Here is a 24,773-nt window from a genome sequence, read left to right on the forward strand (position 1 = left end):
TCACGGAGGCAATTCCATATTTCCTATCAATCGTTTCACATCATTAATGTTAATGTAATGTGCCGGAATGATATTCGTGTGCAGGCGGGGATTGCGGAAAATTTTATCAAGCCAGGGCAATGTAATTCCTCCGCGGGAAAGGCAGGTCAGTCCTCTCTTCGGATGCATCAGAATGGTGATGACGCGTTTGTTGAGAGCATCCACAAGCATGGTGACTTTCCCGTCAGCCGAAGTAAGCAAAAAATCATCTGCGGTAAAAATCATTATCTCATTCTTCCTGCCTGAATACTTCCACCACCATTTGCGTGCGAGCAACTTGGAACAGTCAATCATATATTGCAGATTAATGACCCGTGTGCTTTTATTTTTCTTGCTCTCCCTCATTTAAAATAGTTTCAAAAGCAATTACCATGCTAAAACGAGAACCAAGTATAAAATATTTGATTTCATTACGAGAAATTAGACGAGTGCTCTGTTTTCAGCAGACGAATTTCAGAAAATCTTAGATGAAAGAAAAACCCTGAAATGATAGAATCCCATAGCACTTATTACCGCAATCAAAGGCATTGCAGGAATTCTCAGTCGGGCTTCGGAAAAGGGGGGAACTGTCATGTTTGCGAAATAGAAGATGAGAAGTAAAAAAAAGAGAAGAAAAATCAATTGCTGTTTCATTGAAAATATTCCTTTTAAAAAAGCCGCATATATGATTGTAAGCAAAATTATCTGCAATACAACCAGAATCTTAGTCAGAATACTTGTATTCTTATTCCCAATCTGAAAATCAATGTAACTTCTGATTGGTTTAGCAAAAAAACCAAAAACATTTTGCACATGCTGTTTGAGGAAAATACCAAAATCATTGAAAATTATTTTCATTGATTCATTTCGAATGAACCCGGCAAATTCTGCAGGTTGTTTGAGGGCGTCACCACTGAATTGCTTTATCATTTTGGTTCTGAATTTGACCTCCGCATCCATGTATGAAATATTTTCCTTCTCAGCAATAACATTTGCCGCATGATGATTCATCAGGTTGTGACTTGGCAAATAGCTTATGGAAAATTCTCCAAAAGCAATTTTATTTCGGATAAGCCAGGGCGAAATAATAATCAAAGGAAGAAAAACAGAAATTGTAATTCGTATGAATATTTTTTTTCTTCTAAACAATAAAACAGCTGCTTGAATCACCGGAATAAAAACAGCAATAGGTCTGCATAGAATAAGTAATCCGCAAAAAAAAGAAGCATAGAAAAGAAATTTTCTTTCGTTAGATTTTAAAAACCTGACAAAGAAAAGACAGTAAACTGAAAATAAAAAACTAAAAAGTGTTTCCGTGAGTATGAAATTTGAAAAAATGATAGAAGAAAAATCAAGGGCTATAATTAATCCTGCAATAAAAACAATTTTTCGGTTCTGAAATATTTCTTCGCAGATGCGCATTGTAAAATAGCAGGTAAAAGCAGAAAGAATTGCCTGAGCAAGCACGATAAAGAAATTATTAAGATGCAATAATTGAAAGAGAGAAATTAAAATCGGATACAAAGGAGTGCGAAAATAATCGGGGTCGAAAGGAAGAGAAGCACACTGGCTGAACACTCCATGCTCCAATAAATTTTTTGCCAGATACCAGTAGCCGTAAGAATCATATACCCAAATACCATCGGGGTTGAGAAACAAAACCGCCAATGCCCAGCCGAGGCGCAGAAGAAAAGCAAGCAATACTATTTTTCTGATTGTCATTCGCTTTTTTCCGGTTCAACATTTTTTCTTACGCTGCAGCTGCTTTCTTTTCGATACTCACTAAATAAACACCTGTAAATATCATCAGCGCAGAAAAAATCTTTTCCCATGTTAACGTATCATTTTTAAAAACAAAAATAGAGATGAGCGCTGTGAGAAACGGTTGCGTATAAATGTAGGCACTTACGATGGAAGGAGAAAGTTCTTTCAGCGCAAGGGTGTTGAGCAGATAGGCCACAAAGGTAGTGAACACAATTACAAATCCGGCATAGAACCAAACATGCATAGATAAATTTTGCCACTCTAAATTTATTCCATCAGCAATGCCGAAAGGGAGAACAAGCGGTAATCCGAAAAGAAAAACCCATTTGAGTATGGTGATGCTGTGGTATTTTTTCATCAGCGGTTTCACCAGCACGAGAAATGTTCCCCACGAACAGGCATTGATGAACACAAATACATCTCCGAGAAAAGAAGCTTCTTTTTGCTCCCCGCCCATATTCTGGTAAACTAAATAGGCGGCACCTGAAAAACCTATTGCAATACCCACCGTTTTTAAAAGAGTGATTCTTTCTTTGATGATCAAACTGGCGATGATGAGCACAAGAATAGGAGTGGTAATCATCATAATGGCGGCATCTATGGGAGAGGTGAGGTGAAGTCCTTTCAGAAAAAGCGACTGATTGATTGCCACACCACAAATTCCCAACGCGAACAATCTCAAAAAATCCTTCTTATCAACCTTTTCATTAATGATGAATGAAGATGTCCAGAATAAAATAATTGCTCCTGCCACGCGCATAATCACCAGCACGTTGTAAGGAATATCTGCCATCACGATTTTCGCTATAGGAAAACTTGCCGCATACAGCGCCTGCGAAATAAAAAGAAAGATGTGGGCCTGGAGATTTTTGTTCATGGTAAATTGCCAATATACAAATGATACAAATCGGACTAATGGAGAAAAATTTACCTTTGTTCACATCGCAAATCTCACTACTCACTACTCAAGACTCAAGACTATGCGTTTCGCAACCAAAGCTATTCACGCAGGGCAGGAGCCCGACCCGACCACGGGCGCCATCATGACTCCCATTTATCAGACTTCCACTTATGTACAGGAAGCTCCCGGAAAAAACAAGGGCTACGCTTACGCTCGGGGAAAAAATCCTACACGCATCGCTCTTGAAAAATGTATTGCTTCTCTCGAGAACGCAAAACACGGCTTGTGTTTCTCCAGTGGAATGGGCGCAAGCGATGCGATTATTAAATTACTCAAGCCGGGCGATGAAGTGATTGCCACCAATGATTTGTACGGAGGAAGCTACCGAATGTTCGAAAAAATTTATTCCGGCTACGGAATAAAATTTCATTATGTGGATATGAGTTCTCCGAATACTATTTCAAAGCAGGTAAATGCGAAAACAAAAATGCTTTGGGTGGAATCTCCCACCAACCCGATGATGAAGATCATTGACATCTCCGCCTGCGCAAAAATCGCGAAAGATAAAAACCTGATTCTTGTTGTGGATAATACATTTGCCTCACCTTATCTGCAAAACCCTCTCGGCATAGGCGCATCCATTGTTATGCATTCAGTTACAAAATACATTGCCGGGCATTCTGATGTGGTGATGGGCGCCACCTGCACCAACGATGACAAACTTCATGAACAGCTTGCTTTCATTCTAAACTCTTGCGGGGCGAATCCCGGACCGATGGATTCATTCCTTGTCCTCCGCGGAATAAAAACCTTGCATGTGCGGATGGAAAGGCATTGCGAGAACGGGAAAAAGATTGCCGAGTTCCTGAGAAATCATCCGAAGGTGGATAAAGTGCATTGGCCCGGATTTCCTGATTCTCCTAATCACAGCATCGCAAAAAAACAAATGAAAGATTTCGGAGGCATGATGTCGTTCACATTAAAAGGAAATAAACTGGAAGATGCGTTCCGCATAGCGTCAGGCACAAAAGTTTTTTCACTGGCAGAATCGCTGGGCGGTGTTGAATCGCTCATCAGCCATCCCCCTACCATGACGCATGCTTCCATTCCTAAAGAAGAGCGCGCAAAAATAGGAATAGCGGATTCATTTCTCCGTATCAGCGTGGGAATTGAAGATGCAGAGGATTTAATCGAGGATTTGAAACAAGCACTGGGATAATATTTCTAACGTTTTCTCTTGGCAATCTTAAATCTTTAATGTACCTTTGTTTTTCCTTCTAAATAAATCAATATGAAAAAACTATTACTTTCCTTCGCGCTGATTACCATCTGCCTTCTCCCCTCTTACTTCTTACAGGCACAAGAAGTTCATCCTGTTTCTGGCGAGCCGCTTAAATACTGCGGTGCCACTGAAGCCATGCAGGAGCTTTACAAAAACAATCCTTACCTGAAAAATGTTCAGGACATCATTGACCTTCAGGATGAGGAAAACAGCAAGACCAATCCTGTTCCACACGGAGTTGTTTATACCATTCCTGTTGTAGTTCATGTGTTGCACAACTACGGACCAGAAAATATTTCTGACGCCCAGGTGAAAGACGCTGTAAATATTCTTTTACGCGATTTCAGAAAACAAAATGCTGATACCGCTACGGTTGCCACACCCTTTAAAGCTCTTATTGCTGATTGTGAAGTTGAATTTAAACTTGCCCAACTCGACCCCAACGGCATCTGTACAAATGGCATTGACCGAATAGCAACCCAGTTAACCTATAATGCAAGTGATGCTTCAAAGCTGAATCAATGGCCCCGAAATAAATACCTCAATATATGGACCTGTTCCAGCATAGCAAGCGGAGCCGCGGGATATTCATATTATCCTTCTGCTACTGTAAGCAATCCGGCAATTGATGGTGTAATGATTCTTCACAGTTATGTGGGAAGCATTGGCACCAGCAGCGCTACCACGTCAAGAGCATTAACGCATGAGGTTGGGCACTGGGCTAACCTTCAGCATTGCTGGGGAAGCACCAATCAGCCGGGCGTTGCCTGCGGGGATGATGTTGTTACCGATACACCCGTTACCATGGGCTGGACTTCCTGCAATCTCTCCAGTAATGATGTATGCACTCCGGGCACAGATGAAAATGTGGAGAACTATATGGAATATGCCTACTGCCAGAAAATGTATACTTCCGGACAAAAAACTAGAGTGAGAAATGCTTTATTCTCTTCTACTGCCAGCAGAAACAATCTGTGGTCTGCCGGAAATCTTACCGCCACCGGATTAAGCGGTTCAGCCCAGTTATGCACAGCAGATTTTTCGGTGAACAAAAAAGTTGTCTGCGTGGGCACATCCATAACATTCACTGATTTATCATGGAACAACCCTCCCACATCATGGCAATGGGATTTTGATAACAATACCACCATAGATGCAACTACACAAAATCCTACATACATTTACAACACGCCCGGAACTTACAGCGTTACACTTACTGTAAGCGATGGCATATCAACCAAAACAACTACTAAAGCATCTTATATTATTGTTTTAGGTAATACCGCAACAGGCATTGCACCTTATTCTGAAGGATTAGAAAACGCAGGGTTTCCTTATAATGATTGGTATAATAATTTAGTGAGCGGCAGTACTTCCCCAACCTGGAACAGAACAACATCTGCAGCATATACAGGAAGTGCTTCTTTAACTCTTAATAATTACTCCTCAACCCTTCCTTATGTGGAGGAAACCATGGGACCGTCTGTTGATCTTTCACAAATTACAAGTCCTACTCTCAATTTCCGGGTGGCCTATGCTCAAAAAACTTCAAGTGATGCAGATAAATTAAGAATGCTCGTTTCAACTACTTGTGGTGCCGCATGGTCGCAGAAATATTCAAAGTTCGGGGCAAATCTCGCAACAGCAGGCGTTGTGTCAAGTTCCTTCACTCCCACTATTTCAAGCCAATGGAGATTGGAATCTGTAAGTTTGGCAAGCTATTCCGGCAGTAATAATTTCAGATTTAAGTTTGAATTTACCGGAGCTGGCGGAGCAGGAAACAATGTGTATATTGATGACATCAACATTACCGGAACTCCTCTTGGCATTGCTGAAGAAACCGCCAATGAATTCGGATTTTCTGTTTTTCCAAATCCCTTAAATGAAAACACAACGGTTTCTTTTTCTATAGCCAACAAACATACTGTTTCCATTGGCATTTATGATGTGATAGGAAAAGAAATAACGCCCGTTTCAACTACCGAATTGGGAGCAGGCACTTATGAATTCCCAATAAGCGGAAAAACCCTCAACGCGGGAGTTTATTTTGTGAAACTAAATGTGGATGGTTATTCGGTGATGAAGAAAGTAATCGTTGAGTAAATCAAACTCCTTCCTTTTTAAAAAAGCCCTGACCGTATTTACGCATCAGGGCTTTTTATTTTACCTCAGCACCACCACCTTTCCCGAAGGGATGGATACCCGCCTGCTCACTATATCTTGCACGGTTTCTATCTTTATAAAATAAATTCCTTCGTGATTATTTGTATCTTTGTGTAGAAAGTAAATTCAACCGTTGAAGACAACAAGGTATTTTGAAGAACAAGTTCTGAGAAAAAGAACTTATATTAAACGAGAATGGTGCATACAAGTAATGAAAAGCCCGGCAAGGAAAGAAACACAACCCGATGGAAGAATCCGCTATTGGGGTTTTATTCCTGAACTTGATAGGTTTCTTCGGATTGTTGTTTTAGAAGATGGCGAAACCATACACAATGCATTCATTGACAGAAATTTTAAATTAAAATAAATATGAAACTCCATTATTATTCAGATACCGATTCACTCTATATTGATTTTAGCGCAAAGCCCAGCGTGGAATCAGAAGAAGTAAGAGAAGGAGTGGTGATTGACTTTGATAAAGAAGGCAATATTGCAGGCGTTGATATTCAGCATGCTTCAGAAAAATTAGATCTTACAAGTATGGAAATGATTGCTCTGCCTACACCCATTACCAAAATCGCCTCGTAAATTTTTTCATGTTTTTATTTACCAACCTCCATCTTTCCCCAGTTGGTCGGGATTTATCCTAAAGGTGGTTACCTCATCACCACCACCTTCTTTGAAATCATTCCCTGCTCGGTTTCAATCTTTACAAAATAAATACCATCAGGCGCTTCGCGCAAATCAATTTGCTGATGTGCGGATGTGCTGATATGCTGATGAATACATTCTCCAAATACATTGTATATTTCTAAACCGTAAACTGTAGACTGTAAACCAGAAACCGAAAACAGCCCGCTGGTGGGATTGGGGTAAAGAGAAATTAAATTTTCTAAACCATATTCATTTACTCCAGTGATAATGGATGAACAAAGAAAAGAATCAGGCATTTGCCATGTACCTATAACGAGCGGACCTTCATTGGTAATGATGCCGGGTGTTTCGGAAGAATCTATTCCTCCTGCTCCTACAATAATGTTAGGTACTAATACTGTTGGCGAAGTACTAATTTCATTGCAGCCGCTCACTCCGTTCACATCTGTTTTTATAAGCCAGCCATCCCAATCTCCTGCACCCATAGTTTCAGTGCCGCCTGATAACACAAAACCACCATTGTTTGTATTTTCTACAATGCTAGCCCAATCATTTCCAAGTGGATTAGTTGCAACAGAGCCATACATTTTTGCCCATGTAAGATTTCCAGTACCATCCAGCCTTGCTAACAAGGTTCTATTATCAGATTGAACTGTTTCAACACCGCGTGTTATTCCCAGAAGAATATACCCTATTGCTCCTACAACCTGTCTGATGTTAACTCCCAGATCTACTCCTCCAACTCCTCCTCCGTAAGTTTTTGACCATTGTAAATTTCCGGAGGAATCAATTTTTACAACAAGAATATATGGTATAGACGCCACATCAGTAGTACCAGTAAAAATATATCCTTTGTCATTGGTTTGCTGAATGCATTTATTTCCCCAAGCGAGGTATTCCATATTAGTTGTACCATAAGAATGTGACCATTGAACAGAACCCATCGAATCAGTTTTTACAACATACAAATCCCTATCACCCGCTCCGCCAGAGGCATAAACCTGAGAATTTCCGTATATAATATATCCTCCATCTTCAGTTGGTTCCATCCATTTCATCTGGGAGTATCCATAATATTTCTTTCCAAAAAGAATGTTGTTAAAACCGGAATCAACTTTCCAGAGATCATGCATTCCAGCCATCACTGTATAAGTTCCATCTGCATTTTCATACATAACATTTCCCGGAACAACCCTTTTCGCCCAAACCGTATCTCCGTTTGAATCGGTTTTTATTAAACAGTAATGGTCCGGCTGGCCAATATTTCCACCAATAAAAAAACCAACCGGAATGAAATACCCTCCATCTTTAGAAAGAAATACACCTAAGTTTGATTTAAGATTCGGATTAGGGCTTTCATACGTTTTTGTCCAAAGGCTGTCACCTATAAAATCTGTTTTCATAATAAAATTTTGTATAATGATGGGAGGCACCATAATGCCTCCGCTCATAATATACCCTCCATCAGGAGTAGGAGGGCCTCCCACACCATCATACGCTGAAGTTCCGAATGTTTTTTGAAATTTTATTTGTTGGGAATAAGCATGAAGATAAAAAGATAGAAATAGAAAAAATAATATTTTATTTATTGCTTTCATTTTTATTTGATAATAAGATATGATAAAGATAATACAAAGCGAGGCAATTTTATTTTTGAAATTGCCTCGCTTTGTAAATACTTTATTGAACAATTATTTTTTTGTAAAACAGAACTTTTTCATTGCTTTTCATTTCAAGATAATAAACACCTTTGCTCTCTTTTGAAATGTCAATGATTTGTTTGGTTTCCACATTAGTTTCGCCCCATACTGATTCACCCTGCATATTGTAAACATGAATTGTCATATTCGGCAATATATCTTCTACTTCAAGAGTAAAAACCCCGGGATTAGGGTTCGGATAGAGTTTTGTTTTTACATCGTTTATTTCCGGCTGCCTGTCGGGATTTAGGCGCGCGCAGCAAGTCTGAGTACTTTTAGTTACTTTTACTACATCTGTTCTGTTTTGTGTTCCGGAACAATAGGGTGATGTGGTACAGGTGCTGCCGCTGCATCCATCAAGGCAACAATCGTAGGGTCCTCCAGCACCCGGACAAGTACTAACATGACCGCAGGTATAAGTTACAGTTAAAGTATAATTTGTTGTTGCAGAAGGTGTAGCAGTTGGATTGCAAATATTCGGATTGCTTAATCCTGTAGTAGGCAGCCATGAATAACTTATCTGACAGGGTCCGCATGCCTGGTTGCCCCCAGCGCAGCCAAGTGATGTTGTTCCGCCAATTGTAGGAGGCGTGCAGCAAGGGCCTGTTGAGTAAACTTTATCCGGTCCGGCATCCGCACCTGCTGTTGCACTACACGAACCTTGTCCAAATATAAAATTCGTGTTTAGCGTCATCGCCACTATGACAACAACCGCTTTTGTTAAAATAATTGTTTTCATTTTCGATTTGTATTACGAAGTTAAACATAAAAGGTTACATTCTGCCTGTATAATAACCTTGTTATTTACAGGGCGGTGTTAGTTTTGTTTTTTTTGGTTGTTTTGGTTTTAGTTGTGTTTATTGTTACTATATTTTAATTTGAAAAAATATTTTAATCAGCGAGATGAAATCTTGTTTTTACCTCATTATAATTACTCCAATCTAAATCAGGATTTGCTTTTCTTGCTCCTGCTGAAACACAAACAACTTTAAACATAGCAGTTACTCCATATACTGTATTAGGGTCAGAACCCGAGGATAGCGAAGAACTATATGTCCATGTGGGTTGAACATTGCCAACAGAAGTATTATAACCCCAATAATAATCGCTAGTTCCAATATATTGTGTAAAAGGCAACGCTCGCCATGTTGTTCCTCCATTAGAGCTGAAAAACAAATCAACCGTACCTGAATTTTGAACAGTAGAAGTTATATCTGCATCGGAATAATTAGCATAATAAGAAGGTGAAGAATACGCCCAGCTTGTTACTGAAAAAGTTTGAGCTTTTACATTCGCATCCTTTCCCGCTGCTCCTGCGGGTCCTTCTTTTTTTTTGCATCCGATGGATGTTACTAGTGCTGTAATTATAGTAAACACAAAAAGTAGTTTTGATTTCATTGTTGCGGTTTTAGTTGATATTGTTTTTTGATTTATTTATTTCGAACTGTTACACCGCCATGTGTAGGAGGTGTAATTGTCGGATCGTTACAGGATTTAATTATAAATCCTCCTCCAAATAGAATTGCAAAGGCTATGGTCGCTGCTTTGACACCAGCGTAATTACCCATCGCTTGCCAAAAGCTATCGAAGAAGTTGCTTTTCTTTTTTGCTGTCATGGCTTTTTATTTTTTACTTGATGGTTTTATCACTTCAGATTTTTTTACAGTTAAAGTATCGTGGTGATGTTGCTCTTTTATTTCTTCTAACATTTGCTTGCCCATTTCACCTTGCGTTTTTATATATGTCTCGGCAAGATTTGCTATTCGATTGCCATCAATGGACGGAACTATTTTTGAAAGAGCGAGAATTATTATTATTCCTGCCGATGCTTTGCCAAGCGCATCAAACAATGCAGAGAAAAATTTTTCTTTATGTTCGTGCCAAAGTTTTTTCATATATGCTTTTTAATTAGTTTTTGAATTTCAGAATCTGCATTTAATAAGTCATTAGGCAAGACAAACCAAACAGGATACCCATGTGAAGAAGGCATTCCCACACACATTTTTTTTCCATTCTGTTTTTCTAAATCATCCCATTCGCGTCTTGCCACATTCCATCTTATAGCAAAACATTCTGTTCCTTCCCAAATAATCTTTGCCAAAGAAAAAGAGTCCTTTCCTCCATCATAAATCACTTGGACATTTTCAACATAGTCACTTGGACTTGTTACTTTATCTGGTTTAAAATATTTCATAGATTAAATTATTAGCGACAAGTTTCTATTTTGTCTTTTACTACATGGAGAGTTTCACGAACATCAATAAAATCTTTGTCCCATAAATGCACTCTTATAACACTAATATTTCCTGAAGTATAGGGACCTGTTAATTCTCTTATTTGATCAACATTAATTGTTCGTTTTCCTCCTGGTCTGTTAGCCATAATATCATAATGGTCTAATTCAATAAATTTTGCCATAACTTTTATTTTTATTTTGCCTACTCTCTTTTGGCTTTTCGGCTTCCGCCATTTTTTTATTTTAAATCCTTTATCCTATCTTCTACATTCGTTTCATCCTGTATTACATTCTCTCGAACAGTAATAACAGCCGTTGCTTTGTGCAAATATTTTTTTTGCTTCGCGCACTGCATCCTGACAGTTTAAAAAATCTCCCAGATATCTCTTATGATTTTCATGCGGCATCCAGGCGCATCCTTCTTTATGCACTTCATGGTCTCCATTGGCTTGCGCGTGTGTGTTTACATAATATTTGCTCATGGTCTTTTCTTTTTTAAAAGTTTCTTTATTACTTTTCCTATCAACTCAAACCCCGTACCCGCGAAGGTCTTTCCTTCGTGGGAAAGTAATTCGTAAGCTCTGCTTATGATTTTTCACCCTTCCTTCCCGGCAATGTCTCTCCGCTTTGGGAACATACTGATGAATATTGCACAGTTTCCCTCACCTGCCAGCCGATAGTCACCGCCTGAACGCCTTGTGTTCATTCAGTAAAGTCGTAATCCCATTCCGTAATACCTAAACCCGGCATATGAACGTATTGAGCCGGCATCTGAAATCCGAAATCCCATATCTGAACACCGAAATCCAGCAGCGTAAAGCCGCAATCCCGCATCGTAATACCCAAATCCCATTCTGTAAAGCCGCAATATGGCACCGTAACACCGAAATCCTATAGTGTAAAGCCGAAATCCTATACCGTAACGCAAAGCATAGTAAAATTTTCTCCCTTTAGGGTTCGGGCATCTTGTTTTCCCTTAATAATTTTTTCTGGCACACTCTTTGCAATACCATACACCAACAGACAATAATCAATAATAAACAATCAATAGAAAACATGACATAACAACTACTCTTTTTTTAAAGTTCATTTAACACTAACAATTAAAAAAGAAAAGTTATGTCAAACCAAAACTACCACTGCAAGCAGTTAGAACTGTACGCAGCAGCCAGGTTCTCCTGGAGAAAATTCATCGCCTTCATTTCACAATTTAACGCGTTCAAAGGGTTTTACAATGTACCCTACGCAAACGCGCGCCTCGCTGAAATAGATGCAGCACAGGCGATCCCCGATGAGCAGGTGCGGGGCGAAGCCGCAGAAACCCTTCACATCACCCTCAATCAAAAAGCGGAAACTGCCCTCAACCGCTGGCAAGATTTAAAAAGATACATTGCCGATGCCTTCACCGAAGAACTGCAGATTACAAAACTTCAGGCAGCCGGTTCCGAGTTATACGAACCCGCCCGTCAGCACGATTGGGAATCTCTTCAGGGATTAATGAATGATGGATTAACTTTCATTGCAAACCATTTTGCCGACCTCACCGCAGGCAACAATATGCCTCCCGCATTTCAAACAACATTCAATACCGCAAAAACTAATTTCGAACTTACTTACAATCAATTTCTCGATGCCGAAACCGATGAGCCTGTTTCAACTCAGGCAAAAGTAGATGCAAACAATAACGTGTTTGACAAACTCATGAAAATGCTCCTCGATGGTCAGCAAATCTTCCGTACAAACGATGCAGTCAAAAACCACTTCACGTTCACTCACACTCTCGGCATCATCAGCGCCCCCGGTGATTGCACTCTCAAAGGCAGATGCGTTAAAGGCATTGCCCAGACTCCTGAAGAAGGTGTTCGCGTAACCATTCCCGAACTCGGCCAAACCGTTTTCACCGATGCAGAAGGCAAATACAACATCTCCGGATTTGCCAGCGGAAACTATTCCGCCATCCTTGAAAAAAATACTCTGCAAACACAAACATTCACCGATCTCAGTTTTGACCCCGGAACGTCCATCACCCGAAATGCAACTATGATTCCAAATGCATAAAAACTCCCCTCCTTTTTTTAAGGAGGGGACACAGGGGTGGTAATTACAAAAGCCAACTAATCGAGTTGGTCGGCTTTTGTATTTTTGCATGATGCCCCGCCACACCTTCAAAAAAGCAGAACGCCTCACAAACAAAAAAACGTTTGACCAACTCTTCAAATCAGGCAAAAGCATAGTGGTTCCTCCCTTCAGATGGGTGTGGATAGAAATAGCAAGCCCCAAGCATCAAGTCCAAAGTCCAAAGTCCAAAGAAGCAGCCAGTATCGGCTGTTCCCTTGGAATTTGGAGCTTGGAATTTGAAACTTGGAATTTGAAACTCGGCATCTCCGTTCCCAAAAAATCATTCTCAAAAGCCGTTCAGCGCAACCGGATTAAAAGAAGAATCCGCGAAGCGTACCGAAAAAACAAGCACCTGCTTTACCCCGAGGGACAAAAAAAAATGTCCAACGGGGTTTATGAAGTATTATACCGAAGGTATGGAAACCCACAAAAAAAGAATCTATCTATTGCGCTGATGATTATTTACACTGAAAAAACGGAGCTGCCCTACAGCGAGATAGAAAAGAAAATGCTTGTATCTTTACAAAAACTGGTTGAGTCAATAAAATAATTTCATCCTGCATCGTTAACATAAATTAACAGAGTGAGCAAGATAATCGGCACAATAATGGTTACCTTTATTAAGTTGTATAAAATAACTTTATCACCCTTCATCGGAAATTCATGCAGATACCAGCCCACTTGTTCGCAATACGGAATGGAAGCCATACAAAAACATGGCGGCTTCAAAGGAAGCTGGCTCACCATGAAAAGAGTTTGCTCCTGCCATCCCTGGGGCGGACACGGATATGATCCTGTTCCCTAATGACCAATGACTAATGACTAATGACTAATAAAATATGAAACTCACACAAACACTTCTGAAACGCGCAAGGAAATTTGTCCTCATTGTTTCTGTTTCCTGCGCAACTATTTTCTCCTTCGGATTCGTTGACAATTATTTTGAACTGTCAAAGAACCTCGACATCTTCGCCACGCTGCTGCGCGAACTCAACACCTATTATGTAGATGACATCAAGCCGGGCGACCTCATCAAAAAAGGAATTGATGAAATGCTCAACACGCTTGACCCGTACACTGAATTTTATGCCGAGTCCGATATTGAAGATTATAAAATGATGGTGACCGGTCAGTATGGCGGCATCGGTTCGCTCATCCGTCAGAAAGGAGATTACGTTATGATTGGAGAACCGTATGAAGGTTTCCCCGCACAAAAAGCAGGGCTGATGTCGGGCGATGTGATAACGGAAATTGACGGCAAGCCCATCAAAGGAAAAAATACTGCTGAGGTGAGCAAACTGCTGAAAGGACAGGCAGCCACCTCCGTAAAAGTTTTAATTGAGCGCGAAGGAGAGAAAAAGCCCTTTGAAGTAACGCTCGTGAGAGAAGATATTAAAATCAAAAACGTTCCTTATTACGGAGTGGTGGGTGATGGAACTGTTGGATATATCAAACTCACCGGCTTCACTGAAAATGCGGCAAAGGAAGTTAAAACCGCCTTTCTGGAACTGAAAGAAAAAAATCACATCAAAGCATTGATTTTTGATCTGCGCGATAACGGGGGCGGACTCCTGAAAGAATCGGTTGACATTGTAAATACGTTCGTAAATAAAGACCAGACCATTGTTGAGCAAAAAGGGAAAGTGAAAGAAATGAACCGCAGCCACAAAGCCATGTATGCCCCCGTTGACACTGCCATGCCGATGGTGATGCTCGTTAATAAAAATTCTGCTTCCGCTTCTGAAATTGTAAGCGGCTCCATTCAGGATTTAGACAGAGGCGTGATTCTCGGGCAGCGCTCATTCGGAAAGGGATTAGTGCAACAAACCATCCAGCTTTCTTACGGAACACAAATGAAAGTTACCACTGCAAAATACTACACGCCCAGCGGCAGGTGCATTCAGGAACTGGATTACTTTCATAAAAATAATTTAGGAAAAGCCGAGCACGTTCCCGACTCGCTCATCCGTGAATTCAAAACTAAAAACGGCAGAAGCGTTTATGATGGAAGCGGAATTTTTCCTGATGTAAAACTTGAGCCAAGGTCCTATGCCCTCATAACAGGAGCCATCATTTCTAAAAATCATGTTTTCGATTACGCTACAAAATACCGTTTGGCTCATACTTCTATTGCAGCATCAAAAGATTTTTCTCTTACGGAAGTTGAATACAATGATTTTATCAAATACCTCTCGGATAAAACCTATGAGTATACCACCAAGAGCGAAAAATCTCTTGACGAACTGAAGAAAAACACGGAAACCGAAAAGTATTTTGAAAGCATCAAAGTTGAATATGACAACCTGAAGGATAAAATAAAAGCAAACAAAAAAGAAGACCTCGCAAAGTATAAGCCCGAAATAAAAGATTTTCTGGAAGAAGAAATTGCTTCGCGTTATTACTACCAGCGCGGGCGCCTCGAATCTTCGCTGCGCGATGACAATGAATTGAAAGAAGCGGTAAAACTGCTGAATGATAAATCTCTTTATGAGTCCATACTCTCCGGCAAAGGTCAGTACAAAGTGATTGGAAAACCGGGCGATGTGCAGGCAAAAGCAAATCCTCCTGATGATGAAGATGAGTTTGGAGGAGCAAATGTAGTGGAACCTAAAAAAGATTCCAAAGACGAAAAGAAACCGGAGGATAGCAAATCTCCTAAGTAAAAAGGCGAATAGCACCGTATTTGCTGAAAACATTTTCATCCCTCTCTGAAGTATCAGAGGGGGATTTTTTATTTTTACACAAATAATCTGAACCTCTTTGCGTTCAGAAAGCATCCCGGTTAATCCCTATGTATAAAACTTCCCTGAAAAAATATTCTTCCTACGCCTATTTATTCGGAGTTTTTCTTCTTGCTGTTTCTCTTCCCTGGTCAAAGTTTTTAATGAGCAACGCTCAGATTATTTTACTCGCCTCCTGGTTATTGGGAGGAGACCTGCCCTCCAAACTGATACGGTTCCTGAAAAATAAAACCGCCCTGGTTCTCAGTTCTGTTTTTATTCTTCACGTGATTGGGCTTTCCTATACAACCGATTTTACATACGGATTAGAAGATGTGCAAAAGAAAATTCCGCTCCTGCTGCTGCCACTCATTTTTTCAACCTCTGCTCCGCTCTCAAAGAAAATGCTTGAAAATGTTTTATCGTTTTTTGTCCTTTCTGTAATTACTGCATCGCTGGTTTGTTTTTATGTTTTACTTGGATATACGCACAAACAAATTCTTCAGCCGCAGCAGGCATCCGTTTTTATTTCTCATATACGGTTTGGGTTATTGATAAGCTTGTCCATTTTTATTCTTGCCTATTTTTTCTTTACGAAAAAAATTCTGATTCTCAAAATAATTATTCCTGCGCTGATGGTCTGGTTAATTCTGTTTCTTCTGATGATGGAATCGGCCACCGGATTAGTCTGCACTGCAGTAATTTCAGTTCTGCTTATTCTTTATTTCATTTTTACTTCGAAAAAAATCGTTGTTAAACTTGCCTTAATTGCAATTTTAATTCTGCCTGCCGCTTATTTCGGAAACAGTTATTTATCTGCTTCAAAAGATGTTTCAAAATCTCTTAGTGAAACAAAACAGCTTCCTCTTCTTACAAAAAACGGAAATTCATATTCACATGACACCATCAGCAAAGAAACCGAAAACGGAAATTATGTATGGCTGAATGTTTGCGAGAAAGAACTTGCTGATGAATGGAATAAAAAAAGCAGGATTGGTTATGGCGAAAAAGATTTGCAGAGAAATGAAATCAAATACACGCTCATCCGCTTTCTCGCATCGAAAGGGTTGGCAAAAGATTCAGAAGGAGTGAACACTCTTTCTGAAAAAGAAATTCAATCCATTGAAAAAGGAATTCCGAATGTCAATTACATAGGACTATTTAATCCTAAAGCAAGGGTTGAAAAAATAATCTGGGAGTTTAATATATTCTTAAAAGGAGGAAACCCAAGCGGTCATTCAGTCATTCAGCGCTTTGAATTCTGGAAAGCATCCATCGGAATCATAAAGAAAAATATTTTATTTGGTGTCGGAACAGGAGATGCGGATATTGCGTTTGCAGATCAATATAACAAAATGAATTCTCCCTTAACAAAAGAATGGCGCTTGCGTTCTCACAACCAGTTTCTTGCCATCGGTGTTGCTTTCGGCATTATTGGAATAATGTGGTTTTTGATTTCTTTATTTTATCCGCTTATTAAAGAAAGAAATTACAAAGATTATCTCTATGTTACATTTTTCATAATTGCTTTTCTTTCGATGCTGACAGAAGATACGCTGGAAAGCCAGGCAGGAGCCACCTTCTTCGCTTTTTTCAATTCGCTATTTCTGTTCTGCCGTGAAAAGACAGTAGTTAATCCGGAATCTTAATACAAATTAAAATGCAATAGCTTATTTCAACCATGCAAAAAAGATTTATACTGGTTCTGCTCTTGCTTTTTATTCTACGCACTATGTATGGTTTGTGCAATGAATTTTGGTTTGAAGACGAGTTGCAGATTTATCTTATTGGCTTAAAATATTATACAACAGGAGCCTGGCCTTATTTTGGTCCTGATCTGGTTTATACCAACACACAAATTCCGGGCGCCTTGCAAGCCTTGCTTGTTGCCATACCACTGTTCATTGTACATGAGCCTGAATCGCCAATTATTTTTCTGAACATCCTGTCATTTTCCACTCTGTGTTTTCTGGCATGGTATATTTCTAAAAGGATAAAAATTGTTCCCTATTGGTTTATATGGATATGGGTATTGACAGCGCCATGGGTGATGTGTTACAGCACAAGAGTGGTCAATCCATCTTATGTTCTGCCCTTTTCCATTCTATTCTTCATCGGCTTTTTTGAAATGTTTCCTGTTTATAAAAGCAGACTGCTTCACCTTAATCTCTGTGCATTCTTAATGGGATTAACCACAACCTGTATCATGCAATTACATTTATCATGGGTATTGTTATTGCCTCTGACTGCTGCTGCGTTTTATTTTAGAATGAAAGAAGATAAATTCAGGATATTAAATCGTTGTGGATTTTATTGTTTAGGTTTTATTCTCGGATTGCTAACACTTCTTCCTACTTTAATGAATCATACTGTTGCTGCAAGCGGTGGAACAGAAAAAAATATTGTCTTTAATCTGGATAATATCAAAAATATCATCACCATTATTACAAGATATTTATCTTTTGCAGCTTATGAAGTTCCCTATATGCTAGGCGGAAACACTCCTGCAAGATTAGAGGTTATCAAATCCGAAATATGGATGAGCCCGTTTGCACTGTTTCTTCTTGTAATTGGCTGGTTACAGGTAATATTTTTCATCACCTGTTTCTTTTTAAAAAACAAATCGGAAGGATGGAAAGCGATTAAATGGATCAATGCACTTACCTGCCTGCTTCTTTTCCTGAGTTTCTTTTTCTCCATCAAAGGTCCGTCCTCACATACATTCTATCTGCTGCTGCCTTTAGTTATGTTATATTCTTTTTATTGTTATGAATGGCTGCTAGAGCGCAAACCGGAAATGAAAAAATTATTGCTGACCATCCTTATTGCAGGATTTTTATTTCATATTGGTTTAGCTTTGAATAATTATACTATCAGGTCATTATACATAAACAGAAAATTAGTTAAAGAAGCCTTTGACAAAAAAGATTATAAAATTCTCGGTAAACGCAGAGCCGATGATTGGGGCTATGGGTATTGAAACAATATCACTTATTATTAAGACTATAAAGCTTTGAGTACTTCAGGTAAGTCTCCCATGCAGTAAGCCTGCAAATAATATATCCATATCTGCCATCGAGGAATCCAAGGTTTAATATATAATTTCTGAAAAACTTGAATGCCGATTTAAGATAAATCATAGGAAATAATATTTTCATGCCTTGCTTTTTCAGTTCATTCGCAGAAATATCCGCAAACTTTTCTGCTTGCCTGTAATGTTCTTCAACAGAATAATAACTGTAATGTAAAATATCTCCTTTCAGCATTCCGACAGATTTATCACCATCAATCAATTCATATTTATCATGTGGGTTCACTCCACCCCATTTTCCTCTTCGCAAATCAAACAAGCGAAGTTTTTTGTCAGGATACCAGCCACAGTGATGAATCCATTGTCCGCAATAGTTGGTGAGACGATTGGTATAATAACCATCATATTTCCAATTTTGCTTTGCTTCAAGAATAGATTTTTTCAATTCATCCGAAAGCGCTTCATCAGCATCAAGGGAAAGTACGTAAGGGAATTTTGCCTGAGTGATTGCCCAATTCTTTTGTTCAATATATCCTTCAAATTTATGCTGGACAAAACGTGCTCCTTTTGATTTACAGATTTCTTCCGTTCTGTCTGTAGAAAAAGAATCAACAACTATAATGTCATCCGAAATATCTTTCACAGAATCCAGACAACGATTGATGTTTTTTTCTTCGTTGAATGTGATTATGACAACAGAGAGCTGAATCATGGGGCAAAGTTACAATTCTCATCCTTTGGCTGTTCTCTGCGCTCTTTGTGTGTCTTTCCTCTGCGACCTTTGCGGTTAAGGATGTTAAATACATTAACCGCAAAGAACACGAAGATACAGCCCGCAAAGTCCACCATGAACCACAATGACGAACAATTATTTACCTTTGAATATGTCCGAAACGAAAGACATCCTAAAGAAATTTGAATCAGGCGATATAAAAGCGCTTGCACGAATTATTTCCATTGTTGAGAATGAAACGGACGGCTACGAAGAAATATTATCCTCGCTGAAAATAAAAAATGTTCCTGTTGTTGGAATTACCGGACCTCCGGGTGCAGGCAAAAGCACGCTCATCAATGCAATTCTCAAAAAACTTACAGATAAAGGAAAAAGAATCGGGGTGATTGCCATTGACCCGACTTCTCCTTTCAATTACGGCTCTTTGCTTTGCGACAGGTTAAGAATGGCTGAGCATTTCACGAATGAAAAAGTATTCATTCGCTCGCTGGCTACACGCGGTTCGCTGGGCGGACTTTCAGCAAAAACAATTGAGGTGATAGATGTCCTGAGAGCGTTCGGTAGCCCATCCCTAACCCTTCCCCAAGGGAAGGGAGTTGCACGCGCAAGTTCTCCCCCTTGGGGGGAGTTAGAGGGGGCATTTGATTATGTATTTATAGAAACCGTTGGGGTTGGACAAAGCGAAGTAGAAATTGCAGGGCTTGCCGATACCACCGTTCTGGTTCTCGTGCCCGGCTATGGAGATGAAGTGCAAACGCTGAAATCAGGCATTATGGAGATAGGGGATATTTTTGTGATTAACAAAAGCGACCAGCCGAATGCGGAAGGGTTTGCAAAAAATGTGGAGCAGTTAGTTCACAGCAGAGAAAAAAGTAACTGGACAACTCCTGTAATAAAAGCAGTAGCAACCGAAGAAAAGGGAATTGAAGAAATTATAAATAAGATTGACGAACACGCCAGCCACAGCAACGACAAAAAATTATTTCTCGTGACAGAAAAAGCATTTAAACTAATACGGAACAAGCGAATGAAAGATGTGGACAAGAAAAAATTGCAGAAAGAGATTGAAAAGGAAATGAAGAAGAAGGATTTTAATCTATACAAATTTGTTGTGAAATATTAATTATGAGATTAGTTTGGGTCATAGTAGTAATCTATTTAGTTTATTCAGTATTGATAGTTCTTATTCCCTTCTTTTGGGGAATAATAGTTTCATATGTTATTAAAACATCTGAAAAAGGATGTGTTGACCGCCAAGATGAGATAAATAAGGAACGAAATATTAAATATTATGAAAGCAATAAAGGCATATGGCCAGGATAATATCAATTGGCTGTTTGCGTGAGGGGTAAACTAATCACATGTCACTCCTACGGAGTTTTAATTTCTATTTATCTGTGCTTCTATAAATAGTTCACCCCTTTGGGGTTCAATACAAAAATATTTTTCAATTCAAGTTAACCCCGAAGGGGTGGTCTGATTATAGAAAAAAGTTTCATCATCATTCTAACTCCGTAGGAGTGACATGTTGGCTGTTTGCGTTAGCGATTGCAGTGAAAATCCTTTTTTGCGCTTCGCAAAAAAGATTGGAACGGAAAGCGCGACCGCGCTTCGCGGGAACGCCCAAATAAAAATACAATGGGGTACAGATAACGGATACTTTTCAGATTTTCAGATAACAGCCATTTGTAAATCTGTATAAATCTGTTATCTGTACAACAAATATTTACTCGTGAAAATAAACGCGCTTCACTCTTCGTGAAATTCCGGTGAACACTTCGTAGGGGATTGTGTCCATATCTTTTGCGATGAGCGAGATGGGATTTTGCTCACCGAAAACAATTACTTCATCTCCCTCGGAGCATTGAATGGCGGAAATATCGAGCATGCACATGTCCATGCAAACATTTCCGGTAATGGGCGCGGGCTTGCCTGTCCGAATGGATCCCTTCGGGACGATAATCATTTTTCCTTTTCCGTTGCTGAGGCGCCTGCTGAGCCCGTCTGCGTAGCCGATGGGAACGGTGGCGATGCGCATTTCTTTTTTCGCTATGAATTTCCGGCTGTAACCCACCGATTCTCCTGCGGGAATATTTTTTATCTGCGAAATGGTTGTCTTAAGCGTGGAAACATTTTTCAGTTGCGCCTGCTCGGTTTCGTTGGCACCAATTCCGTATAAACCGATTCCGAGCCGAACCATTTCAAATTGCGCGCCCGGAAAGCGTACTATGCCTGCAGAATTTAATATGTGACGAAGAATGGGGTAATCAAACCGCGAACGAATCACTTCGCTCATCTCTCCGAATTTTTTTATTTGCTGACGCGTGAATTCATCGTGTGCGGATTCATCGCTTCCTGCGAGATGAGAAAATACCGAGCGCACTTCCAGAAATTTGCTGTTGCCGATTCTCACTGCGAGTTCGTTCACTTCTTTTTCTTCGAAGCCGAGGCGGTGCATTCCTGTGTCTAATTTCAAATGTATCGGGTACGGAGAATCTTTTCTTCCTGAACGGCTTACTGCGTCTTCAAAAAGTTTCAGCACGCGAAAAGAAAAAATTTCAGGCTCCAAATCATTTTTAATCATTGCGTCATAACTCGCTTCTTCGGGATTCATCACCATAATCGGCACGGTGATTCCTGCTTTGTGAAGTTCAATTCCTTCATCGGCATATGCCACCGCGAGATAATCCACATGATGGTGCTGAAGAATATTCGCAATCTCAAAACCTCCGCTTCCATAGGAGAATGCCTTCACCATCGCCATCATCTGCGTTCCGGGCGCGAGTTTGGAGCGATAATAATTCAGGTTGTGAATGAGTGCGTTGAGATTTATTTCAAGAACGGTTTCGTGCGCTTTCTGCTGAAGAACCTGCGATATCTTTTCGAAACTAAATGCTCGTGCGCCTTTTAGCAGAATAGTTTCGTTGGAAAATAAATTTCCGCTGTACTGTGAAAGAAATTCATCCGTTGTTTTGAAAAATATTTTCTCTGTTTCAAATTGTTTTTGCTGTCGGGAAATTGCTTCACCGATTCCGAAAATCTTATTGATACCTTTTTCTTTTACAAGTTGCGCTACTTCTTTGTAAAGTTCATCTTCATTTTTTCCGCTTTGAAAAATATCCGATAGAATTAAAGTGCGCTTGGGATATTGCTTTTGCTGATTCAGAAAATCCAGTGCAATAGCAAGCGAACCTAAATCAGAATTGTAGCTGTCGTTGATGACAGAACAATTATTAATTCCTTCTTTCAGTTCCAGTCGCATTGCAACGGGACTCAGGCGAGTCATTCGTTCGGCAATAATTTTATTCTGATAGCCAAGAAGCAGCATCACCGCCCAGCAATGAATGGCATTCTCAATGCTGGCTTCATCCGTAAAAGGAATTCTGATCCGGATGAACTCATTGTTATAAACACCCTGAAGTTCGGTTTCACTTCCATCTTTGGTAACTTTTCCTACCTGAAGATTCGCTTTTGATTTTCTGGACCATGTAAAGAGATTTATTTTTTTGATGACAGGGTTGGAAATAATTTCTTCGTTGAGCTCGAGATTGTCACGGTTATAAATCAAAGTATTTGAGTGCACAAACAGTTTCAGCTTCTCGCGAATTTTTTGTTTCGGATTCAGAAAATTTTCATCGTGCGCCTGCCCGATATTTGTTAAGAGCCCGACAGTTGGAGAGATTATCGGCTCCAGGTTTTCCATTTCATCAGGCTTGGAAATTCCCGCTTCAAAGAGGGCGATGTTGTGTTCCTCGCTCGTAAGCCAGACCGAAAGCGGAACTCCTACCTGGGAATTATAACTTTTCGGGCTTCGCACCACGCTTTTATCTTCCTGCAAAAGATGATAAAGCCATTCCTTGACAATCGTTTTTCCGTTGCTTCCGGTAATTCCGATAACTGGAATGTTAAATTTCTTTCGATGATTTGCCGACAAATGCTGAAGCGCGGATAAAGTATCTTTTACAAGAATGAAATTCGCTTCCGGATAGACCTCATCCCCTCGCTCTTCTCCTACAGGAGAAGGGAGCGAAGCCACAACAAAGTTCCGAACTCGTTTCTTGTAGGCGTCACCAATAAATTTATGTCCGTCATTGCGCTCGCTTTTTAGCGCGAAGAAGAGGGAAGTTTCAGGAGAGGAAATGCTCCGGCTGTCAATCAGCAAATGACGAATCTGTGCATCAGGATTTCCATTTCCGCTGAACGTTCCTCCAAGAATTCTTGCTATATCTTTTGCGAAGTAATACAAGTTTTTATTTTTTCGTTTCGTCCCATAGGGACGAACTGTTTGTAGAAAAACGAATGTATCCAATTGGAGTCCCATCGGGACGACCTGTTGTTATTCTATCCATTCAAATAAATATTTATCATCATATTTCACATCATTGTTGTTCAGCATTTCCAAATATTCTTCCTTAAATGATTTCGCTCCATGATGTTCTTTCTGATTGCGAATATACTTCACAACAGAATCAATCTGAGAATGTGAATGAGAAAAAGCTCCATAACCTTCCTGCCAGTTGAATTTGCCTTTAATCCATCTTTTATCATTGATAAATTTTGAAGACACTGCTTTTATTTCACGAACCAAATCCGAAATGCTCATCACGGGTTTAAATCCTACAAAAATATGAATGTGGTCGGGCATGCAATAAATGGCAATTAATTTTTGTTCACGGTTCTGAACTATTCCTGTAATATATTTCTGCAATTCCTCTCGATGAGATTCTGAAATCAGGTTTTGTCTTCCCTGAACTGTAAAAACAATGTGAATATAAATTTGCGTGTATGTGTTCGGCATTTTACAGGTCGTCCATACGGGACTACATTTTCTTTTGAATTCCTTTTTTATAAATAGTTCGTTCCTACGGAGCTGATTTATTAAAACATTCCCGGCACAACGGCTCGTAATTATTTTTTTCTCCGAGCACAATCAACGAATCATCTTCTGAAATGCGATGAGAAAAATTCGCGAGCGCACCGCAACGCATGCATACTGCGTGAACTTTCGTCACGTATTCCGCACTCGCCATCAGCGCGGGCATCGGTCCGAAAGGTTTTCCCAGATAATCTTTATCAAGCCCTGCTGTGATAACACGAATTCCTTTATTCGCCAGCGTAACGCAGACATCCACAACACCTAAATCAAAAAACTGAACTTCGTCAATCGCAATCACATCTGCATCTTTCATTCGTTTCAAAATTTCTGAAGAAGAAGCAACCGGCACGGAATGAATTTCATTGGCATCGTGCGACACCACTTTTTCTTTTGAGTATCGATTATCGATAATAGGTTTGTAGATCTCTACTTTCTGTTTCGCAATCTGCGCGCGCCTGATTCTGCGGATGAGTTCTTCCGTCTTGCCGGAAAACATACTTCCGCTGATGACCTCAATCCATCCTTTGCGCGGGTTGGTATGATTTTCAGGAAACATGATGGGAGAAAGAAGAATTTA

The 24,773-nt window shown here is 39.8% G+C and carries 26 protein-coding genes; 11 read left to right on the forward strand and 15 right to left on the reverse strand.

Features of this window, described 5'->3' with window-relative positions; translation table 11 throughout:
* The 3 genes from HY841_15195 to HY841_15205 all read right to left on the reverse strand — a co-directional run bounded on the left by HY841_15195 (position 1) and on the right by HY841_15205 (position 2,659).
* A complete protein-coding gene (locus tag HY841_15195; protein ID MBI4932102.1) occupies positions 1 to 384 on the reverse strand; it encodes a hypothetical protein in 384 nt (127 codons plus the stop codon).
* A gap of 108 nt (positions 385 to 492) precedes the next feature.
* Complete coding sequence (locus HY841_15200; GenBank protein MBI4932103.1) at positions 493 to 1,740, reverse strand: glycosyltransferase family 39 protein; 1,248 nt, start codon at positions 1,738 to 1,740, stop codon at positions 493 to 495.
* 28 nt (positions 1,741 to 1,768) lie between these two features.
* Positions 1,769 to 2,659 (reverse strand): EamA family transporter, encoded by an 891-nt coding sequence (locus HY841_15205; protein ID MBI4932104.1) that lies wholly within the window; start codon positions 2,657 to 2,659, stop codon positions 1,769 to 1,771.
* 103 nt (positions 2,660 to 2,762) lie between these two features.
* Here HY841_15205 and HY841_15210 point away from each other — a divergent pair, with 103 nt between their 5' ends.
* From HY841_15210 to HY841_15225, 4 genes are all read left to right on the forward strand, one after another.
* Positions 2,763 to 3,902, forward strand: coding sequence for a cystathionine gamma-synthase (locus tag HY841_15210; protein ID MBI4932105.1), 1,140 nt, complete (start codon positions 2,763 to 2,765; stop codon positions 3,900 to 3,902).
* A gap of 72 nt (positions 3,903 to 3,974) precedes the next feature.
* The gene (locus HY841_15215; GenBank protein MBI4932106.1) at positions 3,975 to 6,068 is read left to right on the forward strand and encodes a PKD domain-containing protein; all 2,094 of its coding nucleotides are present in this window, start codon (positions 3,975 to 3,977) and stop codon (positions 6,066 to 6,068) included.
* Positions 6,069 to 6,261: 193 nt separating this feature from the next.
* Complete coding sequence (locus HY841_15220) at positions 6,262 to 6,495, forward strand: hypothetical protein (protein ID MBI4932107.1); 234 nt, start codon at positions 6,262 to 6,264, stop codon at positions 6,493 to 6,495.
* Between the two features lie 2 nt (positions 6,496 to 6,497).
* Entirely contained in the window at positions 6,498 to 6,716 is a 219-nt protein-coding gene (locus tag HY841_15225; GenBank protein MBI4932108.1) for a DUF2283 domain-containing protein, read from the forward strand.
* A gap of 68 nt (positions 6,717 to 6,784) precedes the next feature.
* On the opposite strand, the gene HY841_15230 is transcribed toward HY841_15225, so the two are convergent.
* The 8 genes from HY841_15230 to HY841_15265 form a co-directional block, all read right to left on the reverse strand.
* Positions 6,785 to 8,380: a T9SS type A sorting domain-containing protein gene (locus tag HY841_15230; GenBank protein MBI4932109.1), complete on the reverse strand. Its 1,596-nt coding sequence runs from the start codon at positions 8,378 to 8,380 to the stop codon at positions 6,785 to 6,787.
* An 82-nt stretch (positions 8,381 to 8,462) separates the two neighbouring features.
* Entirely contained in the window at positions 8,463 to 9,221 is a 759-nt protein-coding gene (locus HY841_15235) for a T9SS type A sorting domain-containing protein (protein ID MBI4932110.1), read from the reverse strand.
* 152 nt (positions 9,222 to 9,373) lie between these two features.
* Positions 9,374 to 9,880 (reverse strand): hypothetical protein, encoded by a 507-nt coding sequence (locus HY841_15240; GenBank protein ID MBI4932111.1) that lies wholly within the window; start codon positions 9,878 to 9,880, stop codon positions 9,374 to 9,376.
* A 32-nt stretch (positions 9,881 to 9,912) separates the two neighbouring features.
* Positions 9,913 to 10,098, reverse strand: coding sequence for a hypothetical protein (locus tag HY841_15245; protein ID MBI4932112.1), 186 nt, complete (start codon positions 10,096 to 10,098; stop codon positions 9,913 to 9,915).
* 6 nt (positions 10,099 to 10,104) lie between these two features.
* On the reverse strand, positions 10,105 to 10,377 hold the full coding sequence (locus HY841_15250; protein MBI4932113.1) for a hypothetical protein: 273 nt from the start codon (positions 10,375 to 10,377) through the stop codon (positions 10,105 to 10,107).
* Positions 10,374 to 10,676, reverse strand: a complete 303-nt coding sequence (locus tag HY841_15255; protein MBI4932114.1) for a hypothetical protein — start codon at positions 10,674 to 10,676, stop codon at positions 10,374 to 10,376. The genes HY841_15250 and HY841_15255 overlap by 4 nt, the downstream gene beginning before the upstream one ends.
* A gap of 11 nt (positions 10,677 to 10,687) precedes the next feature.
* Positions 10,688 to 10,900 (reverse strand): hypothetical protein, encoded by a 213-nt coding sequence (locus HY841_15260; GenBank protein ID MBI4932115.1) that lies wholly within the window; start codon positions 10,898 to 10,900, stop codon positions 10,688 to 10,690.
* 93 nt (positions 10,901 to 10,993) lie between these two features.
* Positions 10,994 to 11,200, reverse strand: a complete 207-nt coding sequence (locus tag HY841_15265) for a hypothetical protein (GenBank protein ID MBI4932116.1) — start codon at positions 11,198 to 11,200, stop codon at positions 10,994 to 10,996.
* A gap of 637 nt (positions 11,201 to 11,837) precedes the next feature.
* Here HY841_15265 and HY841_15270 point away from each other — a divergent pair.
* The 6 genes from HY841_15270 to HY841_15295 all read left to right on the forward strand — a co-directional run bounded on the left by HY841_15270 (position 11,838) and on the right by HY841_15295 (position 18,536).
* Positions 11,838 to 12,776: a carboxypeptidase regulatory-like domain-containing protein gene (locus tag HY841_15270; protein MBI4932117.1), complete on the forward strand. Its 939-nt coding sequence runs from the start codon at positions 11,838 to 11,840 to the stop codon at positions 12,774 to 12,776.
* 91 nt (positions 12,777 to 12,867) lie between these two features.
* Positions 12,868 to 13,386, forward strand: a complete 519-nt coding sequence (gene rnpA, locus HY841_15275) for a ribonuclease P protein component (GenBank protein MBI4932118.1) — start codon at positions 12,868 to 12,870, stop codon at positions 13,384 to 13,386.
* A gap of 57 nt (positions 13,387 to 13,443) precedes the next feature.
* Positions 13,444 to 13,641 carry a membrane protein insertion efficiency factor YidD gene (gene yidD, locus HY841_15280; protein ID MBI4932119.1) on the forward strand — a complete coding sequence of 66 codons (198 nt, stop codon included), beginning with the start codon at positions 13,444 to 13,446 and terminating at the stop codon, positions 13,639 to 13,641.
* A gap of 34 nt (positions 13,642 to 13,675) precedes the next feature.
* Positions 13,676 to 15,499 (forward strand): S41 family peptidase, encoded by a 1,824-nt coding sequence (locus tag HY841_15285; protein ID MBI4932120.1) that lies wholly within the window; start codon positions 13,676 to 13,678, stop codon positions 15,497 to 15,499.
* A gap of 128 nt (positions 15,500 to 15,627) precedes the next feature.
* The gene (locus HY841_15290) at positions 15,628 to 17,205 is read left to right on the forward strand and encodes an O-antigen ligase family protein (GenBank protein ID MBI4932121.1); all 1,578 of its coding nucleotides are present in this window, start codon (positions 15,628 to 15,630) and stop codon (positions 17,203 to 17,205) included.
* A 32-nt stretch (positions 17,206 to 17,237) separates the two neighbouring features.
* Positions 17,238 to 18,536, forward strand: a complete 1,299-nt coding sequence (locus tag HY841_15295) for a hypothetical protein (protein ID MBI4932122.1) — start codon at positions 17,238 to 17,240, stop codon at positions 18,534 to 18,536.
* A gap of 7 nt (positions 18,537 to 18,543) precedes the next feature.
* Here HY841_15295 and HY841_15300 read toward each other — a convergent pair whose 3' ends face one another.
* A complete protein-coding gene (locus HY841_15300; GenBank protein MBI4932123.1) occupies positions 18,544 to 19,299 on the reverse strand; it encodes a glycosyltransferase family 2 protein in 756 nt (251 codons plus the stop codon).
* A gap of 172 nt (positions 19,300 to 19,471) precedes the next feature.
* Here HY841_15300 and HY841_15305 point away from each other — a divergent pair, with 172 nt between their 5' ends.
* Complete coding sequence (locus HY841_15305; GenBank protein ID MBI4932124.1) at positions 19,472 to 20,443, forward strand: ATP-binding cassette domain-containing protein; 972 nt, start codon at positions 19,472 to 19,474, stop codon at positions 20,441 to 20,443.
* A gap of 603 nt (positions 20,444 to 21,046) precedes the next feature.
* Here HY841_15305 and HY841_15310 read toward each other — a convergent pair.
* The 3 genes from HY841_15310 to HY841_15320 all read right to left on the reverse strand — a co-directional run bounded on the left by HY841_15310 (position 21,047) and on the right by HY841_15320 (position 24,752).
* On the reverse strand, positions 21,047 to 23,641 hold the full coding sequence (locus tag HY841_15310) for a bifunctional UDP-N-acetylmuramoyl-tripeptide:D-alanyl-D-alanine ligase/alanine racemase (GenBank protein ID MBI4932125.1): 2,595 nt from the start codon (positions 23,639 to 23,641) through the stop codon (positions 21,047 to 21,049).
* A 15-nt stretch (positions 23,642 to 23,656) separates the two neighbouring features.
* Complete coding sequence (gene tnpA / locus HY841_15315) at positions 23,657 to 24,118, reverse strand: IS200/IS605 family transposase (protein MBI4932126.1); 462 nt, start codon at positions 24,116 to 24,118, stop codon at positions 23,657 to 23,659.
* Positions 24,119 to 24,182: 64 nt separating this feature from the next.
* Complete coding sequence (locus HY841_15320; protein MBI4932127.1) at positions 24,183 to 24,752, reverse strand: thymidine kinase; 570 nt, start codon at positions 24,750 to 24,752, stop codon at positions 24,183 to 24,185.
* Positions 24,753 to 24,773: the final 21 nt, after the last annotated feature.

The organism is Bacteroidota bacterium, from assembly GCA_016213405.1.
Taxonomy (GTDB): Bacteria; Bacteroidota; Bacteroidia; order Palsa-948; family Palsa-948; genus Palsa-948.

Bases quoted from the DNA above. Each gene is read 5' to 3' on its own strand.
- HY841_15200 (MBI4932103.1), bottom strand. From the start codon at position 1,740: ATGACAATCAGAAAAATAGTATTGCTTGCTTTTCTTCTGCGCCTCGGC.
- HY841_15295 (MBI4932122.1), top strand. From the start codon at position 17,238: ATGCAAAAAAGATTTATACTGGTTCTGCTCTTGCTTTTTATTCTACGC.
- HY841_15210 (MBI4932105.1), top strand. From the start codon at position 2,763: ATGCGTTTCGCAACCAAAGCTATTCACGCAGGGCAGGAGCCCGACCCG.
- HY841_15265 (MBI4932116.1), bottom strand. From the start codon at position 11,200: ATGAGCAAATATTATGTAAACACACACGCGCAAGCCAATGGAGACCAT.
- yidD (MBI4932119.1), top strand. From the start codon at position 13,444: ATGGTTACCTTTATTAAGTTGTATAAAATAACTTTATCACCCTTCATC.
- HY841_15250 (MBI4932113.1), bottom strand. From the start codon at position 10,377: ATGAAAAAACTTTGGCACGAACATAAAGAAAAATTTTTCTCTGCATTG.
- HY841_15195 (MBI4932102.1), bottom strand. From the start codon at position 384: ATGAGGGAGAGCAAGAAAAATAAAAGCACACGGGTCATTAATCTGCAA.
- HY841_15270 (MBI4932117.1), top strand. From the start codon at position 11,838: ATGTCAAACCAAAACTACCACTGCAAGCAGTTAGAACTGTACGCAGCA.
- HY841_15320 (MBI4932127.1), bottom strand. From the start codon at position 24,752: ATGTTTCCTGAAAATCATACCAACCCGCGCAAAGGATGGATTGAGGTC.
- tnpA (MBI4932126.1), bottom strand. From the start codon at position 24,118: ATGCCGAACACATACACGCAAATTTATATTCACATTGTTTTTACAGTT.
- HY841_15235 (MBI4932110.1), bottom strand. From the start codon at position 9,221: ATGAAAACAATTATTTTAACAAAAGCGGTTGTTGTCATAGTGGCGATG.
- HY841_15230 (MBI4932109.1), bottom strand. From the start codon at position 8,380: ATGAAAGCAATAAATAAAATATTATTTTTTCTATTTCTATCTTTTTAT.
- rnpA (MBI4932118.1), top strand. From the start codon at position 12,868: ATGCCCCGCCACACCTTCAAAAAAGCAGAACGCCTCACAAACAAAAAA.
- HY841_15290 (MBI4932121.1), top strand. From the start codon at position 15,628: ATGTATAAAACTTCCCTGAAAAAATATTCTTCCTACGCCTATTTATTC.
- HY841_15240 (MBI4932111.1), bottom strand. From the start codon at position 9,880: ATGAAATCAAAACTACTTTTTGTGTTTACTATAATTACAGCACTAGTA.
- HY841_15305 (MBI4932124.1), top strand. From the start codon at position 19,472: ATGTCCGAAACGAAAGACATCCTAAAGAAATTTGAATCAGGCGATATA.
- HY841_15215 (MBI4932106.1), top strand. From the start codon at position 3,975: ATGAAAAAACTATTACTTTCCTTCGCGCTGATTACCATCTGCCTTCTC.
- HY841_15260 (MBI4932115.1), bottom strand. From the start codon at position 10,900: ATGGCAAAATTTATTGAATTAGACCATTATGATATTATGGCTAACAGA.
- HY841_15205 (MBI4932104.1), bottom strand. From the start codon at position 2,659: ATGAACAAAAATCTCCAGGCCCACATCTTTCTTTTTATTTCGCAGGCG.
- HY841_15300 (MBI4932123.1), bottom strand. From the start codon at position 19,299: ATGATTCAGCTCTCTGTTGTCATAATCACATTCAACGAAGAAAAAAAC.
- HY841_15285 (MBI4932120.1), top strand. From the start codon at position 13,676: ATGAAACTCACACAAACACTTCTGAAACGCGCAAGGAAATTTGTCCTC.
- HY841_15310 (MBI4932125.1), bottom strand. From the start codon at position 23,641: ATGGGACTCCAATTGGATACATTCGTTTTTCTACAAACAGTTCGTCCC.
- HY841_15245 (MBI4932112.1), bottom strand. From the start codon at position 10,098: ATGACAGCAAAAAAGAAAAGCAACTTCTTCGATAGCTTTTGGCAAGCG.
- HY841_15255 (MBI4932114.1), bottom strand. From the start codon at position 10,676: ATGAAATATTTTAAACCAGATAAAGTAACAAGTCCAAGTGACTATGTT.
- HY841_15225 (MBI4932108.1), top strand. From the start codon at position 6,498: ATGAAACTCCATTATTATTCAGATACCGATTCACTCTATATTGATTTT.